Source organism: Blastopirellula marina DSM 3645, from assembly GCF_000153105.1.
Taxonomy (GTDB): Bacteria; Planctomycetota; Planctomycetia; order Pirellulales; family Pirellulaceae; genus Blastopirellula; species Blastopirellula marina.
In genome coordinates, this window is sequence record NZ_CH672376.1 from 835,961 (window position 1) to 852,167 (window position 16,207).

The 16,207-nt window shown below is 57.4% G+C and carries 11 protein-coding genes; 4 read left to right on the plus strand and 7 right to left on the minus strand.

The features are described 5' to 3' along the window. Window positions 1–35 precede the first annotated feature (35 nt). From DSM3645_RS05055 to DSM3645_RS05065, 3 genes are read right to left on the minus strand one after another with little or no spacing between them, the layout of a single operon-like run. Entirely contained in the window at window positions 36–989 is a 954-nt protein-coding gene (locus tag DSM3645_RS05055; RefSeq protein ID WP_002650972.1) for a type II secretion system F family protein, read from the minus strand. 24 nt (window positions 990–1,013) lie between these two features. Continuing rightward, the gene (locus DSM3645_RS05060; RefSeq protein ID WP_002650973.1) at window positions 1,014–2,342 is read right to left on the minus strand and encodes a CpaF family protein; all 1,329 of its coding nucleotides are present in this window, start codon (window positions 2,340–2,342) and stop codon (window positions 1,014–1,016) included. Beyond that, the gene (locus DSM3645_RS05065) at window positions 2,320–3,465 is read right to left on the minus strand and encodes an AAA family ATPase (RefSeq protein WP_040351625.1); all 1,146 of its coding nucleotides are present in this window, start codon (window positions 3,463–3,465) and stop codon (window positions 2,320–2,322) included. Before DSM3645_RS05065 ends, DSM3645_RS05060 begins: the two co-directional genes overlap by 23 nt. Window positions 3,466–4,258: 793 nt before the next feature. Between DSM3645_RS05065 and DSM3645_RS30825 the strand changes: the two genes are divergently transcribed. Further along, a complete protein-coding gene (locus DSM3645_RS30825) occupies window positions 4,259–4,429 on the plus strand; it encodes a hypothetical protein (RefSeq protein WP_154657799.1) in 171 nt (56 codons plus the stop codon). On the opposite strand, the gene DSM3645_RS05075 is transcribed toward DSM3645_RS30825, so the two are convergent. Both DSM3645_RS05075 and DSM3645_RS05080 read right to left on the minus strand, forming a co-directional pair. Next, entirely contained in the window at window positions 4,426–5,925 is a 1,500-nt protein-coding gene (locus DSM3645_RS05075) for a hypothetical protein (protein ID WP_002650978.1), read from the minus strand. The two genes, DSM3645_RS30825 and DSM3645_RS05075, sit on opposite strands and share 4 nt — an antisense overlap. 44 nt (window positions 5,926–5,969) lie before the next feature. Continuing rightward, window positions 5,970–7,253, minus strand: coding sequence for a hypothetical protein (locus tag DSM3645_RS05080; RefSeq protein WP_002650979.1), 1,284 nt, complete (start codon window positions 7,251–7,253; stop codon window positions 5,970–5,972). Between the two features lie 190 nt (window positions 7,254–7,443). Here DSM3645_RS05080 and DSM3645_RS05085 point away from each other — a divergent pair, with 190 nt between their 5' ends. After that, window positions 7,444–7,950: a MarR family winged helix-turn-helix transcriptional regulator gene (locus DSM3645_RS05085; RefSeq protein ID WP_002650980.1), complete on the plus strand. Its 507-nt coding sequence runs from the start codon at window positions 7,444–7,446 to the stop codon at window positions 7,948–7,950. Between the two features lie 67 nt (window positions 7,951–8,017). Beyond that, the gene (locus DSM3645_RS05090) at window positions 8,018–9,277 is read left to right on the plus strand and encodes an NAD(P)/FAD-dependent oxidoreductase (RefSeq protein ID WP_002650981.1); all 1,260 of its coding nucleotides are present in this window, start codon (window positions 8,018–8,020) and stop codon (window positions 9,275–9,277) included. An 890-nt stretch (window positions 9,278–10,167) separates the two neighbouring features. On the opposite strand, the gene DSM3645_RS31185 is transcribed toward DSM3645_RS05090, so the two are convergent. Next, window positions 10,168–10,311 (minus strand): hypothetical protein, encoded by a 144-nt coding sequence (locus DSM3645_RS31185; protein WP_237564757.1) that lies wholly within the window; start codon window positions 10,309–10,311, stop codon window positions 10,168–10,170. Window positions 10,312–10,630: 319 nt separating this feature from the next. On the opposite strand from DSM3645_RS31185, the gene DSM3645_RS05105 reads away from it, so the two are divergent. Then, window positions 10,631–11,557 (plus strand): malate dehydrogenase, encoded by a 927-nt coding sequence (locus tag DSM3645_RS05105; protein WP_002650986.1) that lies wholly within the window; start codon window positions 10,631–10,633, stop codon window positions 11,555–11,557. A gap of 14 nt (window positions 11,558–11,571) precedes the next feature. On the opposite strand, the gene DSM3645_RS27720 is transcribed toward DSM3645_RS05105, so the two are convergent. Then, a complete protein-coding gene (locus DSM3645_RS27720) occupies window positions 11,572–15,996 on the minus strand; it encodes a PAS domain S-box protein (protein WP_002650987.1) in 4,425 nt (1,474 codons plus the stop codon). Between the last annotated feature and the right edge of the window lie 211 nt (window positions 15,997–16,207).

Genomic DNA, 16,207 nt, shown 5'->3' on the forward strand with positions numbered 1-16,207 from the left:
CAGAGATTGGAGAATGCATCCATATTATCGCCTGTTTAGTAGTCGATGTTCACGATTCGAGAGATCAGGAAGGCGCCGATACATTGCGAAATCGCACAGCCAATGAGTATCTCGTAATGTTCCCAAAGAACGCTGCTATAGTCGGGAGCGACCACTGCTAACGCGGCGAGCACTAAAACCGGCATCGCGATCAAGACGACCGCTTGCATGCGACCTTCGCCGGTTAAAGCCTTGACGCGGCGCCTCAACTTGACTCGTTTGCGGATTAAATCCGCCAGTTTTTTCAGTAGTTCGGCGAGATTGCCCCCCGCTCGTTGCTGGACGATCAAAGCGACGGCAAAAATCCGTAGTTCCATGACATCGACGCGCCGAACCATATCGCGCAGCGCAACCTCGTTAGCGACGCCAAGATGTTGCTGTTCGTAGTAGTGCGTAAACTCCTCTGACAGCGGTTTCGGAAAATCGTTGGCGACCATCTGAATCGCTGTCGGCAACCCTTGACCTGCGCGGAGAGCGCGAGAAATCGCAGAAAAGGCTTCGGGGAGTTGCTGCGTCAACATTTCGGTTCGTTGCAGTCTGCGATGGCAAATGCACGCGGCTGGCAAAAGCCCGGCGATCATGCCGAGCGGAGCCAGGAAGAAGGAGTTGGTCACGTAAAAAATCCCACCGCCGCCGAGCGCCGCCAAACAAAGGGACGACAGAACGAAGTCCCGCGGAGTCAGTTGCGAGCCCGACTGTTCCAGCCATGTTTTGAAACGCGTCGTTAATGAACGGGAATTGAACGTAAAGCCGGCGTTCGCGTTGCTCAGTTCTCGAAGCAACGGTGAAGCATTCGACCGCGAGCGCATTTCGTCGTAAAAAGCGTCTTTCAGACGATCGTCCGCTCGATGCCGCACGCTGAAAAACAGGTCGTAAACGATCCAGCCGATACTGACGATGGAAAACGTCACGCCGACAAACGTAAACAACATGACGGAGGAAATCGACATCGTGACAGCTCCCCTAGCGACGGTTTAATCGCAAGTTTGAAAGAGGTTAGGCGACAATACGCAGCCGCTCGCTCGAATTTGGTCGATGGCGCGCGGCGTGACGCCGTGCGTGTGAAAGCGGCCTTGCACCTGACCGGTCGCTTCATTCAGCGATTCCACATGCGAAAAGATCGATTCGGCGACCAGTTCATCTTGGTCGCCCCGAGCCAACTGGCTGATTTCGGTAATGCGACGAACGCCATCCTGCGACCGTGCTACGTGTACGACTAAATCTACGGAAGAAGAGATTTGACGCTGGATGCACCACATCGAAAGCTCTTGCTGCGAGATCCCGACGAGCATCTCGAGACGTTGCAAAGCGTCGGTCGCGCCATTCGCGTGCAGCGTCGTCATGCTGCCGTCATGGCCGGTGTTCATCGCTTGCAACATATCGAACGCTTCGGCTCCGCGGCATTCGCCGACAATGATTCGATCGGGCCGCATCCGCAGCGCATTTTTCACGAGATCTCGCGTCGTGACGCAGCCGCTTCCTTCGATATTTGCGGGCCGCGTCTCTAGGCGGGCGACGTGCGGTTGCCGCAACTTGAGCTCGGCGGCGTCTTCGATCGTGACGATCCGTTCATGGGGAGCGACGAATCCTGACAACATGTTCAAGAGCGTCGTCTTGCCGCTGCCGGTGCCGCCGGAGACGATAATATTGAGCCGCGCGCGAATCGCGGCTTGCAGGAACTCGAGCATCTCGGACGATAACGAGCCTGCTTCGACAAACTGGAGCGGAGTCATCGATTGCGTCGTCGAGCGACGAATCGAGACCAGTGCGCCATCGATCGCGAGCGGAGCGATGACGGCGTTGAAGCGGCTTCCATCTGGTAGTCTGGCGTCGACCATCGGGCTCGACTCGTCGATTCGACGGCCTGCTTTACACGCAATTCGCTGGATAACTCGCAGCAACTGATCACGACTAGTGAAGCGGACTTTACTGCGTTCAATCGCCCCTAGTCGCTCGACGTAAACGTCGTTAGGGCCGTTGATCAGAATGTCGGAAATCGCGGAATCACGAAACAGAATCTCGAGTGGACCGAAACCAATCATCTCATCGATCAGTTCGGCCGTCAGTTGGTCTTTTTCGGTAAACGAGATCAGGTCCGGATTGGTCAGGAAGATATCTTCGATCGCCGCTTTCAATTCGTTGCGAAGCGATTGGTCGTTCATCTGGTTCATCGCGCGCACGTCGATACGATCGACGAGCGATTTATGGATCCGGCCTTTGACGACGTCATACGGCAGTCCCAGTTTTTTGGGCGTCGGCGTCGGCGCCGCGACCGCAAACTTAGCTGATCGGCTCTGAAACATGGTTTATCTCGGATTTGAGTTCAAAATTACGTTTCATGTCTCCGCTAATCTGAACGCAGGCTTTGGCGAGCTTGGATCGAGGATACTCGACTACGGCAGGCACCCCTACGTTGACGGCGTCGGTGGCCATGCGCGTCTCCTCCGGTATCAAATAGTCGATGGAACGACGCAGCACGGGTTCCGCTCTTTCTTTGGAGATGCCGCTTCCCTGCGCCATTCGATTGGCGCACAAATGGACGTTATTCATCTCATTCGCGCTCAGATAATCGAGCAACCTGCGCGTGCGCACCAGCGACGGAAACTCGATTCGAAAGACGGCGTACAAGTGATCGACTAACGTCAGCGCCGCGATCTGTTCGCGGTGAAAAACATCCTCCATGTCGATGATTACGTAGTCGTGCATCGCGGCGAGAACGCCGATGGTGCGGTGAACGGATTCCGGCTGCATGATTTCCTGACCATCCAAAAATTGCGGCGCCGCCAAGAGATTCAGCCCCGACTCGTGCCGCGCCAACAGTTTGCTGACGGTCACCGCATGAATGTCGTCGGCGCTCACGGCGCATTCCAAAATGTTGCTCTCCGGTTGCAGTCCCAAGTGAAGAGAAGCATCGCCGCCGCAAAGATTCAGATCGACCAGCACGACGCTGGCGCCCTCTTGCGCCAAATGGATTCCGCAGTTGACGGCCAGCGTGGTCACGCCAACTCCGCCGCTAGCGCCGCAAAATGCGACGATTTCGCCGCTTTGTACGTCGCGCTTCGACTGATCGCGCATATGGAAGAGAATCTCGTCCAGTTCATTAGTGAAGTCGCCAGCGACGTTGATATAGTCCGTGGCTCCGGCCCGAATGAATCGCATGATTTCGGCCGGTAACGTCACAGCGCCGAACAGAATGATCGGCTTGTCGGTCAATAAGCGCAGACCTTGCAGTGTAGAACGCGTCACGCTGGGATCTTGTTCGGCGATGATGCACAGAAAATCCATCTTCTCCTGCATCAATAACAACTCTTCTCGAGCGCCGCTTAACTGCTGACTGACCGTCTTTGCAACGCGTACGCCTCTTTGAGCAAGAATGCCTTCCAGCGATTGGGCCATGCTTCGCGGCCCCAGCAAAATAGCGTTCATTGACTGTCCATCCTTCGCACGCCGAAGCGTGATCCTTGATATGGATGCGAACGCACGTCGCGTCGCACTGCCCCCAATCAATTTCTCCCCGTCTACCTAATAGAGCGGGTTATTGAAATTTGGACGCGTCCTGTCACAAGTCAAGAACGTCGATGCGTGACTCGCGCAAATCTCGAAGAATTCCTGAGGATGAGCGCAAAATCGTTGTATTAAGACCTCACGTAATCGGCAATTCCCGACCAATCGCTTCAACGCAATGAATATAAGATCGGTTTCTATTGTGGTTATGCGCAAAGTTTATCGCACTAGCAAAAGCCAAAAACGAACCGCATCTGTTTTTTTCGATTACCGGTCATTTGCTAGAAAAGGATGATTTAGAAAAGTACTACTAGCTGGTCGTCGCAGGGCCTCAATTGGGGTGCTGTTTTTGAAAAAACTATTGCTGGGGCCGGCACGCATGAATCGACGGATCCTCGAAATCAACGATATTGGGCAGTTGCCATTTGGGATGTCCCGGTGGGATCAACTGCATGCACGAACGTCGTCGGCGACATCTTTCCAACGTGGGAATGGCTCGCGGTGATCTGGAACCATTTTCCACGTCCGCAAAAATTGCGACTTCGCGTGATTCTTGAAAACGACGAGCCGATTGGCTTCGTGCCGTTTTGCGTTCGCGAGCAATATTCTCGCGTCGACAAACTGCGCATTTTGTCCTATCCGCTTGAAGATTGGGGACCATTCTTCGCTCCCATCGGATGCGAACCGGTCGAATATTTTCGACTCGCAATCAAGCATGTTCCAGACGGACGCCGTGATTGGGATGTTATCGACCTGCGTTACGTGTGCGAACAGCCTCGCCGACTACTTCGCGTTCTACGTGATCGAGCATTACGTCGATCCCAGCTACAAATTCGCCGGGCTTATCGATTTCGCCAAGTCTGCGGTTGATATCAAGAGAGACTAGATCGCCGCCGACATCGGCTTCTCGCTTCGCAGCGCCAGTAATTCTTCTTCGGCGTTTAATTCTCGCGCCAGCGCCAATAGATCAAGCCGTTTCAACACATCCACCGTGATCGGGCGTTTGGCGTTCCAGAAAATTAGCGACGTGAAAAACTGCTGCGCCGGTTCAGAGTGAAGCAGTTCGACGATCAGCCGCGCTTCACGCTCGCACTGACAAGCGAGAAAATAAGCCGTATCGTCCAGCACGATCGGTTTGCCGTCGACGTCGCCGATCACCGAAAATTGCAACCGCTTGTAAAAACCGGAGATCGCCACTTTCCAGGGAGCGAACGTGTAGTCGCCGATTCCAAAGACGGAGAAACGCGGCCGACGTCGATAGATCGAACTGCGGCGGCGATCGAGCGCTTCGCCATGCTGCTGCAGGTAGGCCCAAGTTTTTGGCGCCGCCTGTTCGATTGGATCGGTGGGGTCGGCGATCTTGCGCTGGGGGATCAACATCCAACGGCGGGGAGAGTCGGTCTTGCCGCCGGCGACTTCCGAACTTTTCAACATCGGAAAAAGATACTGCTCCTCAAGCGACGCGATTTGCCCAAGTCCATTGCAGAATTTTTTTCCGTCACGGCGAAGCTCCATCACTTTGGCGCAGTCATGCTTAACGCCGGATCTCCACTGATAGACAGAGTCGCCCGCCAGATGTTTCCAGCGTTGATAAAGGCCGATGTCGGCGATCAACGTCTCGTCGACGATTCCTAGTTCGCTCTGAGGAGCTGGGGCGTTCAAGCTGGCGAACGTTTGGCAGGTTGTCGTCGAGCGCCCGCCGCCAAGCCTACAGGAAAACAAGCAAGCGTCGACCGCGACGCCAAAATGCTTCGCCGCGTCGATCTCGCGAATCTCGGCTCGCTCGATCGCGAGCGATTCTTTCCAGGCCGCTTGCAACACCTTGCGGGCGACCATCGTCTTGCAGAGCATCGCGATCTGCGCGTCGCCGCCGGCAAGCAGCGACAACAAGCGGCGGAGCATCCATTCCGAAATGTCAAAGTTGCTTTTGCCGGTGATCGCATCGATGCCGGACTGCTGTTGAAAGTTGCTCTTCGCCGGCAAGTTGGCGCTTTGAAAAACGGCTTGCTGCGAATTGGTGACCCAGGGAGGATTGCCTAGAACGAGAATCGGCTGCCGATAGTCGCGCAGCTTCGCTTGCCAGTCGACGGCGAAAAAATCGCCATGTTCGATCGTGGCTCGTGACGCGCCGTGCGCGCCGCCTAGCGAATGGAGCAACTGTTTGACGTAGCGGCGATTGATCTCGACGCCGATCACCGCCGCAGTGGGAAAGTGGGTCAGCGCCGCATGGACGAAGGCGCCTTGGCCGCAGGTCGGCTCGATAATGGTCGCCGGGTGGAAGTCTTGCGCGGCGAGCAATTGACACACTTCCGCAGCCAGCGCCGCCGGAGTTTGAAAATCGCCGAATTCGTTTTGACCCTGCTTGGTCTTGGTCGCTTCCATGCTTGGCGATTATACCGACTTCCGCCTTTTTCCGCTCGAACGGTCTACGCCAATTTGTTCGGCCGATCCCAATGGATGCGGGCCACAAAGACGCTGCCGTCGCTGCCATACTTGTTGTTGACCGGCATGATGTGCGTCCGGCTGCCATCCTGCATCCATTCGGCGACGGTCACCCAGGTTTCGTGTTCATTAACGGTGGTGACGCCAAAGTTGCCGAGCCGCGCACCGCGCTCGGGCACCAGAATGCGTTCGGTTTCGCGGATCACGCATAGGCGATCAGGGTCGACTTGCGCCATAAACAGGGGAGCCCGATGGCGAATCACGTGGTCGTTGTTCGCTCCGCGGCGGGTATAGACCAGGAATAGCCCGTCGCTGTGCGTCACCCAGTGCTGCTGCGTGTTGTAATTGCCCAGATCGCCGCCGTCATCAAACTTCCAATCGCGCAGCGGCTCGAAGTGGAGGCCGTCATCGCTCTGGGTGACAAAGCCCTGCTTGTCGTTACGAATCGTGAGAAAACACCGATCGCCAAAGCGAGTCAGCGACGGTTCGTGCAGGCCGCGCGTCTTGTCGCTGACCGAGAGCTCGGTTCCGTGTTCGACATACTGCAAAGTCTGGCCGTCAAACGAGCAGCGGGCAACCGTCACTTGGGCGCTCTTGCCGGGCGGACTAAAGTAGATCGGCAACAAAATCGAGCCATCCGCCAGGTCGACGCGTTGGGTGCAGCCGGCGCCGCTGTTCTGGAATTTGTCGCTCGGCGGCATCTCCAGCTTCTTCCAAGCGCTCCACGCGTCTTGCTGCGGATCGTATGTCGCATAGGTCGTGTGCCGCGGGCGAGGATGCGCTACCTTCCAGTCAGGCGTATAAACGACCGAGTGCCCTGTTCCTAGCAACGTTTGCGATGCAGCGTGCCAGGTGGGCCAAAAGTCGCTGACCGCTACGGGACGCTCGACGCCGGTGATCGTTTCCTGCCGAACAGCCAGGCCCGGTTGCGGCTGAGGCTTGGTCCAGTGCTGACCCAAGTCGTCTGTCGAGAGACTGAACATCGCTTTAAACACGTCACTGCCGCTGACATGAATCGTGTTCATCGTCATCACCACCCGCGGTTGGCCCGCTTGGCCTGCGCCAGGGACGATGCCGGCCCGTGGATGACACCAACATTTTTCGCCGTCGTACAGTTTGGTCGGAACGTCGAGCGTCAGGTCAAACTGCGGCCGGACAGCGTCGTTCGGCTTGGTTTCGCCAAACAGGCGAGCGGAAGGGAGGGCGACGCTCAACAGCGATACTCCGCCGCAGAGGGACGACTGCAAAAAAGTACGTCGAGGGATCATGGCTCGCTCGTCGGCAGGAAAAGAAGGAGGGATAGGCGAAGGACAATGAGCGGTTGGCGGGTGAGTCTAGGCTATCGCAGTAAGATGGCCGCTACAACTCTTTTTCGCTTCCTTTCTGACGGCGGAATGTGCAGGCGAGGCAAGACAGTTGTCTTGACGTTTATTGTTTTGACGGGTATTCTGAAAGATAATGAACGCCGCTAGTTCCAAATCCGGTTCGGCCAAACGGGGTCGCAAATTCGACTCGCTAGAGCAGGAAGTTTTCTTGAACCTCTGGCGAACCTACGATCGGCTCAAGGCGCTGGAAGATGAGATGTTCAGCCAGTCGGGGATCTCGGCCCAGCAGTACAACACGCTACGGTTGTTGCGGTCGGTCTATCCAGCAGGAATGCCGACGTTGGTCTTAGGAAGTCGTCTGATCTCCCGAGCCCCGGATATGACGCGTTTGCTCGACAAGCTAGAGCAGCGCGGCTTGTTGGTCCGCCATCGCCCGCCTGAGAATCGCCGCGTGGTCGAAGTTCGCTTGACGCCAGAGGGACTGCAACTGGTGAACAAGCTGGACAGCGCCGTGCGAAAATGTCACGAGCAACAGCTGGGGCATTTGGAGGAAAAGTCGCTACAGCAGCTAGCACTGTTGCTGAAGGCGGCGCGACAGCCGCACGAAGATTCTGAAAATCTATCGCTGGTCGATCAATAGAATCGCCCTATAAAGTTGATACCTGTTCCCGCCCATCGACCCATCTGTTGTTGAGAAGAAGAGCACTATGATCGCCAGCGAGAAACCGAATGTCGTCGTCATCGGCGGTGGTCCGGCTGGATCGACCGTTTCGACCCTGATCGCGCAGAAGGGGTACCGCGTCGAACTGTTTGAACGCGAGGTCTTCCCTCGGTATCACATCGGCGAATCGATGATTCCGGAAACCTACTGGGTGCTCAAGCGGCTCAACATGCTCGACAAGATGAAGGGAAGTCACTTCATCAAAAAGTACAGCGTGCAGTTTGTCGGCCAGTCGGGCCGGCTGTCGGCGCCGTTCTACTTTCACGACAACAAACCGCACGAATGTTCGCAGACCTGGCAAGTGCGACGCAGCGAGTTCGATCTGATGATGATCGAAAACGCCGCCGAACATGGGGTCACCGTCCATCAAGGAACCCGCGTGCTGGAGGTTCTGTTTGACGGCGATCGTGCGATCGGCGTCAAAGTGGCCGATCCGTCCGGCGAAACGCGCGAAGTCTTCGCCGATGTGGTGGTCGACGCCAGCGGGCAAAGCTCGATGCTGATCAACAAGTTCAAGCTGCGCGTCCCCGATCCCGAGCTCAACAAAGGCGCCATCTGGACCTACTTCAAAGGCGCCTATCGCGATGTCGGCAAAGACGAAGGCGCGACCGTCGTGTTAAGCGTGCAAGGCAAGAACGGCTGGTTCTGGTATATCCCGCTGCATGACGACATCGTCAGCGTCGGCGTGGTCGGCGATTTTGACTATCTGTTCAAAGGACGCACCAGTCACGAGCAAACCTATGCCGAAGAACTAGAACGCTGCCCAGCGGTCAAGGCGCGCGTCGAGAATGCGGAGCAGGTCGAAAAGATCTTCGCGACCAAGGACTACACCTATCGCGCCAGCCAAGGCTCAGGCGACGGCTGGGTTTTGGTCGGCGATGCGTTTGGGTTCCTCGATCCCTTGTACTCTTCCGGCGTGCTGCTGGCGCTGAAGTCCGGCGAACTGGCGGCCGATGCGATTTGCGACGGGCTAGAAAAAGGGGATACGTCGAAAGACCAACTCGGCCACTGGGTGCCCAACTATCTGGTCGGTATGAAACGGATGCGCCGCTTGGTCAGCGAGTATTACGAAGGCTTCAACTTCGGCCGCTTCATCCGCCGCTTCCCGCACTACACCGGTCGCGTCACCGACCTCTTGATCGGCGACCTGTTCAAAGACGACCTGGACGAAGTGATCGCGTCAATGGATCAGATGAAAGCCGAAGACGAAGAAGCCCGGATGATGTCAACCAAAGAGCAGGACTAGCCCTGCGGATCCGCTGGCCCAACCATTTTCTTCGCAGCTCGAACTCTTCGTAGCCCGAAGCGCAAGCGAGGGAAATGCGTCGGCCCGATGCTGAGTCCCGTTGCCAGCAGACAAGAATAGAACACGGCCAGGCCACGGATGAAGCGCGGAAAGATCCGGCCAGAACAGAAGTCACCAGCGACCAATTCTCTGAAGCCCAACGGGCTGTTCTAAAATAGCCCAGGGTGGAATCGCGAAGCGATGCAGCCCTGGGTTTGCATCCATCCAGGCAACGTGGACGTTGGATCCAATTCCTGAATATCTTCGCCTCGCAGGATGTGTCCTTCGATCCCCAAATATTGTCGATTGACAAAACGCACGGACTGCGGGTCGATTGAGGGGTGGGCGGCGGTGCGCCAAGCCGGCATTGGGTAGATCTGTTAGCGATCGCGATCAGGCATGGGGCGCCCAAAATCTTCAACCACCCAGCGGTGGCGGCGCTGACCGTACGCGCTGGGCGTTCGAGGAGAATGCGACGGGCGCAACGCTGGACTCTCCGCAGAAAAAAAACGTCGCGGTCCGGTCCACATTGTGAAACCAATCACGAAGTTTGAAATCGGATCGGCGAGGGGGGAGGGAAGCGTGAATTACTGGTGGGACGCGCGTCTTTTGGAATGGAGGCCGCATTTCCCTTGCTGGCGCGGCGGGCTACGAAGAAAAAAATCGTTGCGGTCCGGTCCACATTGGGAAATCCGTTACGAAGTTGGATATTGGATCGGCGAAGGCGGAGGGAAGCGTGAATTACTGGTGGGACGCGCGTCTTTTGGAATGGAGGCCGCATTTCCCTTGCTGGCGCGGCGGGCTACGAAGAAAAAAATCGTTGCGGTCCGGTCCGGTCCGATCCCCATTACCTAAAGAGAAGACGAATGTCGCAGACGGGAAGAAACGTGCAGCGCAATAAAACGCCAGCTTCGTCCGGCGGCGATCGAAAGTCGTCTGATCGCCAGCACGACGCGCGACATGCCCAGCACCAGGTTCCGCAAAACTCTGGCCATTGCGGTGGTCGCTTCCAATGCATCGGCAATCGCCGCGATGGGCGTCGTTCACAAAGTGGGAGGGAGAGTAAGAATCGAAGCGAAAGTCACACGCTGTATAAGGTACTCGGTGGAAGTCGCCGACAAAACGGTGTGAGCGTGTTGGCCGCGCACTGCCTGTGGTGAAAAAACAAAGAATAAAATCAGGTTTCGCGCTGTCATAGCTGCGGCGGTAATCGGCGAAAAACAGCACGCGAGACCGGTTTTGGCCATGACGTAGTCGACCGCTCTCACGTTAGAATGCGGCTATCGAGCCCTGGATATTGCGAGAATTGGCAGCATGAAAGTTTCCCTGATTGGACTTGGCAAAGTTGGTTCCGCCGTCGCGCATGCGATTGTGCTGAAGGGATTGGCCGATGAACTTGTGCTAGTATCGCGGCGGACCGAGATGGCCCGGTCGGAAGCGGATGACCTGAATCATGCCGCCGGGCTCGAAGAACATTCGGTCGAAGTTCGCGCCGGCGGCGACGTCGACACCGCAGGCTCCGACGTCATTTTGTATTGCGACGCAGCGCAGAGTAAGACAAGCGACGTGGATCGTTACTGCGCCGCACGAGGCAATCTGGAACGGCTGCGTGAGCGAATACCGATCCTCGCCGCGGCTAGTCCCCAAGCGATTTGCGTGATGGTGACCAACCCGGTCGACGTGATGACCTGGTTCGCGTTGCAGTTGTCCGGCTTTCCACAAGAGCGCGTCTTTGGCGTCGGCACGTTGTTAGATACGGCGCGGCTGCGACGGCTGCTCTCGGAAAGATGGAGTGTGCATGCCAGCGACGTGCGAGCCTATGTCATCGGCGAGCATGGCGAAGACCAAGTCGCTTCATTCAGCAGCGCTTCGCTCGGGGGCGAAGCGATGAAGCCGAGCGACGATCTCGCGTCGCTCGCACGTCAAGCGGCCGAATCGGCCGGCAAGATCTATCGTACCCGCGGTTTCACCAACTATGGGATCGCCGGCGCAACGATGATGATTCTCGAATCGATCCGTAACAATCGGCGTCGCACGGCGCCGGTCAGCATGCGGATCAACAACTACCATGGGGTGAGCGACGTCTGTCTTTCGCTGCCGGCCGTGATCGGCCGCCGCGGGATCGAACGCGTACTACGACCGGAACTGAACGAAGCGGAGCAGGCGACGTTCCATCGAGGCGCCCAGCGGATTCGGGACGTGATCCAAACGTTGGCTCCATCCTTGGTCGCCGCGTCTTAAACGTTGCGCAGTCGCTAAAGGGAGGAAGGATTGACGCCGTTCAATTTCGGGTGAGAGAAGAGACCACGCAAAATATCAAGCGCCGGCGGTTTCACCAGGTGTTCGTCAAAGCCGGCCTCGGCCGATTTGCGACGATCCTCTTCTTTGCCGTAGCCGGTCAGCGCGATGAGCAGCGTTTGATCAAGATCGGGATCTTCGCGAAGACGTTGGCCGACCTGATAGCCGTCCATGTTGGGCAAGCCGATGTCGAGGAAGATCATCTCGGGGCGCATCGCAACAGCCTTGGCGATCGCGGTTGGACCGTCGTGGGCCAGTTCGATTTGATGTTCCCCCAGTTTCCCTAACAGCAGCGATAACATGCGGGCCACGCCGATATTGTCATCGACCACCAGGATCCGGCGCGCGATGTTGGAAGCATCGTCCGCCGACTCGACTTCGATAGGCAGCGGCGCATCCGAGATCGGCAGTTCGACAATAAATTGGCTCCCTTTTCCGGCGCCGTTGCTTTTGACCGCCACCGCGCCGTGGTGCATTTCGACCAGGTTCCTTACTAGGGTCAGTCCGATGCCGAGTCCTCCTTGAGCGCGGTCCAAGGCGCGAGACGATTGGGTGAACAGATCGAACACGTGGGGGGTCAATTCGGGCTCGATGCCGATGCCGTCGTCACTGACGCGGATCTGCGCTTTGCCGTCGACACGATCGACGAAAAGCTGAATATGGCCGCCGGGATCGGTGTACTTGGCGGCGTTGTTCAGCAGATTACTGACGACTTGCACCATGCGAACCGGATCGACGCGGATCGGTATCGACTCGGCGGGCAACTCGACTTCCAGTTGATGGTCTTTCTCATCAAAGAGCCACTGGACGGCTTGCACCGCGCGTTCGACGATCGCTGACAACGAGGCGACCTCCGGGCGAAGCTCGACTTTGCCGCGCATGATCCGTGAGACGTCCAGCAAGTCATCGACCAGGCGGACCAAGTGTTCGACCTGGTCCTTCATCGCATCGAGAACTTGGGCGTCTTGGGGAGAGTCGATCTCGAGGATGTCGATGCCGCTGCGGATCGGAGCGAGCGGATTTCGCAATTCGTGGGCCAGCATCGCGAGAAACTCATCTTTGCGTCGATCGGCTTCGCGGAGTTGTTGGTAGAGTACGCTGTTTTCGAACGCGACGGCGGCGCGACGAGAGACATCCTCGGCGGCGCGCAGCGCCTCTTGATCAAACAGTCGCCCTGACTCGGCCATACAGAACGTCAACACGCCGATCGTTTTACCGCGAGAGATTAAGGGGACGCCGATGTAGGACTTGAGCTGCAGCGCACGCAAGATTTGCAACTGCTCGTTGTCGCGGGCCGTCGCTACCAGACCTTCGTCGGTGAGGACTTCCCAGAGTTCGGACGTTCCATTGCGGAGGACGTTCCCAATGCCGAATTTGTCATCTCGCTGCGGCGGATGGAGCGCGTGCATGCGATTGGAGAGTTCGATCTTCGCTGGATCTTGGTGCATCAGCGCGACGCGACGCGGTTGGCCATTGTCATCCAGCAAGTCGACGGCGCACCAATCCGAGAAATAGGGGACGGCGACGCGCGCCAATTCTTTGAACGTCGTTTCGTAGTCGAGATTGGCCGTCAAACAAGCGCTGGCGTCGGCCAGAAAACGATTGATTTGCTCGGTTCGTTTCTGCCGTTGAATATCAGTGCTGGAGACGAACCAGCGAACGACGCCGCCGCTGGCGTCCCGGACAGGTACGGCCCGCGTTAGAAACCAACGGTTCGAGTTTTTCGCTTGATCAAAAAAACGATGTTCAATCTCGCAAGGCGTTCCGCTACGCACCGCTTCATCCCAAGTGGCGCGAAACGCCGTCAAGTCATCGGGGGGAAGCAGATGCTCCCAGTTGCGATCATCATCGGCGCCGCGTTCGAAGTTGGTGAACTGATGCCAGCGATTGTTGAAATAGTCGACTTCTCCATCGGGACCGGCGGACCAGACGATGTGCGGCATCGCGTCGGCCAGTTGTCGCAGGCGAGCTTCGTTTTCTCGAATCGCTTCTTCCGTCTCTTTCAAATCGGTGATGTCGCGCGTTGTTCCGGCGACTGCTTCGACTTCGCCGTCAGCGCCAAACACCGGCAGAAAAATATAGTCATAAACTCGACGACCATGGGCTCCGATATAGGGGACCTCGCCGCGAATCGACTCATGCGTTGCGACAACCTGATCGATCTCACGGCCATGCAGCTCGGCGTGCCATGGTTCGTAACCGAGTTCAAAACAATCTTTTCCGATCGTTTCTTCCCAGGTTTTTCCCCACATTTTCAGCAACGCGTCATTTGCGTAGGTAAAGCGATGCTGCAGATCGAAGACGTAGACCAGATCAGGAATGGTGGAGAGAATCGTGCGGTAAAGCCGGCGTTGGCGTTCGGTTTCGGCCGTCAATCGCTCGAGGACCTGTTCGCCCCGTTTGCGGACGACATATTGGGCGATCGCGTCCGCCAACGGGGCCAAATCGCTGAGGATTGCGTCCGAAAGTTCGTGCCGAGCGAATGTGGCCAAAACGCCGATCACGCGTCCTTCGATCGTCAGGGGATAGCCGGCGAATGCGACCATTCCTTCGCGCAGCGCCCATTGCGGATCGCTCAGATTGGGATCAAGCGGCGCCTGATTGGTCACCAGCGGCTGGCACTGCTGGGCGATGCGGCCGATCTTGCCTTCGCCCAAAACGACGCGTTGATGTCCGGCGATCAAATGACCTCGTTCGCCGGCGTTCGCTTTCAAATCCAAAATGGATTCCGCTTCGTCCACGATCCAGATGCGCGCCAGCGCCGTATCCAGGTGTCGCACGACCGCTTCCGCGCAGCGCTGCAAGACGTCGGTCATCGGTTCGCTAGTGGTCAAACATCCGCTGACGTCGGCGCGCATCGCCGCAAGTCGCGACCGCTCGGCCAGGATCTGTTCGTTCCGTTTTCGTTCGGTCAGGTCAAGCAGCGAACCGACCATGCGAACCGGCGTATTTTGGTCGCGCACAATTCGTCCGCGATCAAACACGTAGGCGTAGTCGCCGTCCGCCCTTTGGAAACGATACTCGTCGGCCCAGCGTTCTTGTCCGTGGTCAATCGCATGTTGTATTCCGTCCACTACGCGCAGACGATCATCGGGATGAATGCCGGCTTTCCACCAGCTGGCGTCGGTCCCGACTTGCGACTTGGTGTAGCCAAAGTTGCGCAGCAGCCCTTCATTCCAGCGCACTTTGTTCGTATTGAGATCCCAATCCCAGATCGCGTCGTTGGCCGCTTCGCTGACCAGGCGATAGCGGATTTCGCTATCACGCACCTTTTCGGCCGTGGCTCGTTCATCCGTGATGTCGACATTCATCCCGACCCATTCGCGCACGCTGCCGTCCGCGTTCAGGATCGGAACGCCGCGAACGGAAGTCCAGCGATATTCTCCGTCGCTGCGGCGGAGGCGGTATTCGCATTGGTAGGCGGAGTGATCCGCCGTCGCGACGCGCCAACACTCGAAGGTATGTTCGCGATCGTCGGGATGAACGGCGTCCAGCCACCCGGTTCCTTTCCATTGGTCGAACGTTTGGCCCGTGAACGCGCGCCAGGTTGGCGAGTCTTCGATGATTTGGCCGTTGGGAGCGGTCGTCCAGACAATCGTTGCGGTCGCTTTGACCAAGGCGCGAAAGCGCTCTTCGCTGGACTGCAGTTTCTGTTCGGTGCGTCGGCGAGACGTGACGTCACGAAAAACCAGCACGGCGCCGATGATCGCGCCGCTGCGATCACGAATGGGGGAAGTGCTGTCTTCGACCGGCAGTTCGCGACCACTTTTCGCGATCAGGATCGAATCGGTAGCGGCGCCGACGGTCACCTCTTCGGCGGCGGCTCTGAGGGCCACATTGTCAATTGTTATCCGCGAGTGTTGATGGACCAGCCGAAAGACTTGCGTCAACGGACGCCCGATGGCCTCGGCGGTGGTCCAGTCGGTCAGTTCTTCCGCAACCGGATTCAAGCCGGTGATCTTGCCGTCGACATCGGTCGTGATCACCGCATCGCCGATGCTCGACATGATCAGCCGCAGTTCTTCGCGACGTTTGACTTCGCGCAGGACGGCCCGGCGTTTCGCCTCGTTGACGATCGCGATCATCACGCCGATCACAAAGAACAGAGCGACCCGTAGCAAGTCGCCGGCGCTATCCACGCGCGGTGAAAAGAGGGGGGATAAAAAGTAATAGCAACCGACGATGACGCACAGGGCTGTTGACAGCAGACCAGGATAGAGACCTCCCCACCAGGAAGCGATCAGCACGGCGGTCACCAGCAGCATCATCCCGGCCGACTCGCCAAGCTGAGTCGTCAGAATCAGGCCGAGCCCCAGACAGGCGGCCGAAACGACGATCGCAACAAGATACCCAAAGAAGGCGGATTGCAGAATTCTCGTCACTATCGAATCTCAACGTGGGTAGGAACCGCCAACAACGGGGGAAGGTAGGCGACGGAAGAGTATTCGGCCTTATGCTATCGTATGCTCCGCAAAGATGACAACCAATGGAGGTTACGGAGAGTGCGGAAAGTTCGTGCGTTCGGCGCCGAGACAAAAAAAGCCGCTCCCCGTGAAGGAGGAGCGGCGGTTTGATTCGTTTCGTATCCTGTGT

What these genes read in the sequence shown, in the direction of transcription:
- DSM3645_RS05055 (WP_002650972.1), bottom strand. Translation starts at nt 989, where the DNA reads ATGTCGATTTCCTCCGTCATGTTGTTTACGTTTGTCGGCGTGACGTTT.
- DSM3645_RS05060 (WP_002650973.1), bottom strand. Translation starts at nt 2,342, where the DNA reads ATGTTTCAGAGCCGATCAGCTAAGTTTGCGGTCGCGGCGCCGACGCCG.
- DSM3645_RS05065 (WP_040351625.1), bottom strand. Translation starts at nt 3,465, where the DNA reads ATGAACGCTATTTTGCTGGGGCCGCGAAGCATGGCCCAATCGCTGGAA.
- DSM3645_RS30825 (WP_154657799.1), top strand. Translation starts at nt 4,259, where the DNA reads ATGTTCCAGACGGACGCCGTGATTGGGATGTTATCGACCTGCGTTACG.
- DSM3645_RS05075 (WP_002650978.1), bottom strand. Translation starts at nt 5,925, where the DNA reads ATGGAAGCGACCAAGACCAAGCAGGGTCAAAACGAATTCGGCGATTTT.
- DSM3645_RS05080 (WP_002650979.1), bottom strand. Translation starts at nt 7,253, where the DNA reads ATGATCCCTCGACGTACTTTTTTGCAGTCGTCCCTCTGCGGCGGAGTA.
- DSM3645_RS05085 (WP_002650980.1), top strand. Translation starts at nt 7,444, where the DNA reads ATGAACGCCGCTAGTTCCAAATCCGGTTCGGCCAAACGGGGTCGCAAA.
- DSM3645_RS05090 (WP_002650981.1), top strand. Translation starts at nt 8,018, where the DNA reads ATGATCGCCAGCGAGAAACCGAATGTCGTCGTCATCGGCGGTGGTCCG.
- DSM3645_RS31185 (WP_237564757.1), bottom strand. Translation starts at nt 10,311, where the DNA reads ATGGCCAGAGTTTTGCGGAACCTGGTGCTGGGCATGTCGCGCGTCGTG.
- DSM3645_RS05105 (WP_002650986.1), top strand. Translation starts at nt 10,631, where the DNA reads ATGAAAGTTTCCCTGATTGGACTTGGCAAAGTTGGTTCCGCCGTCGCG.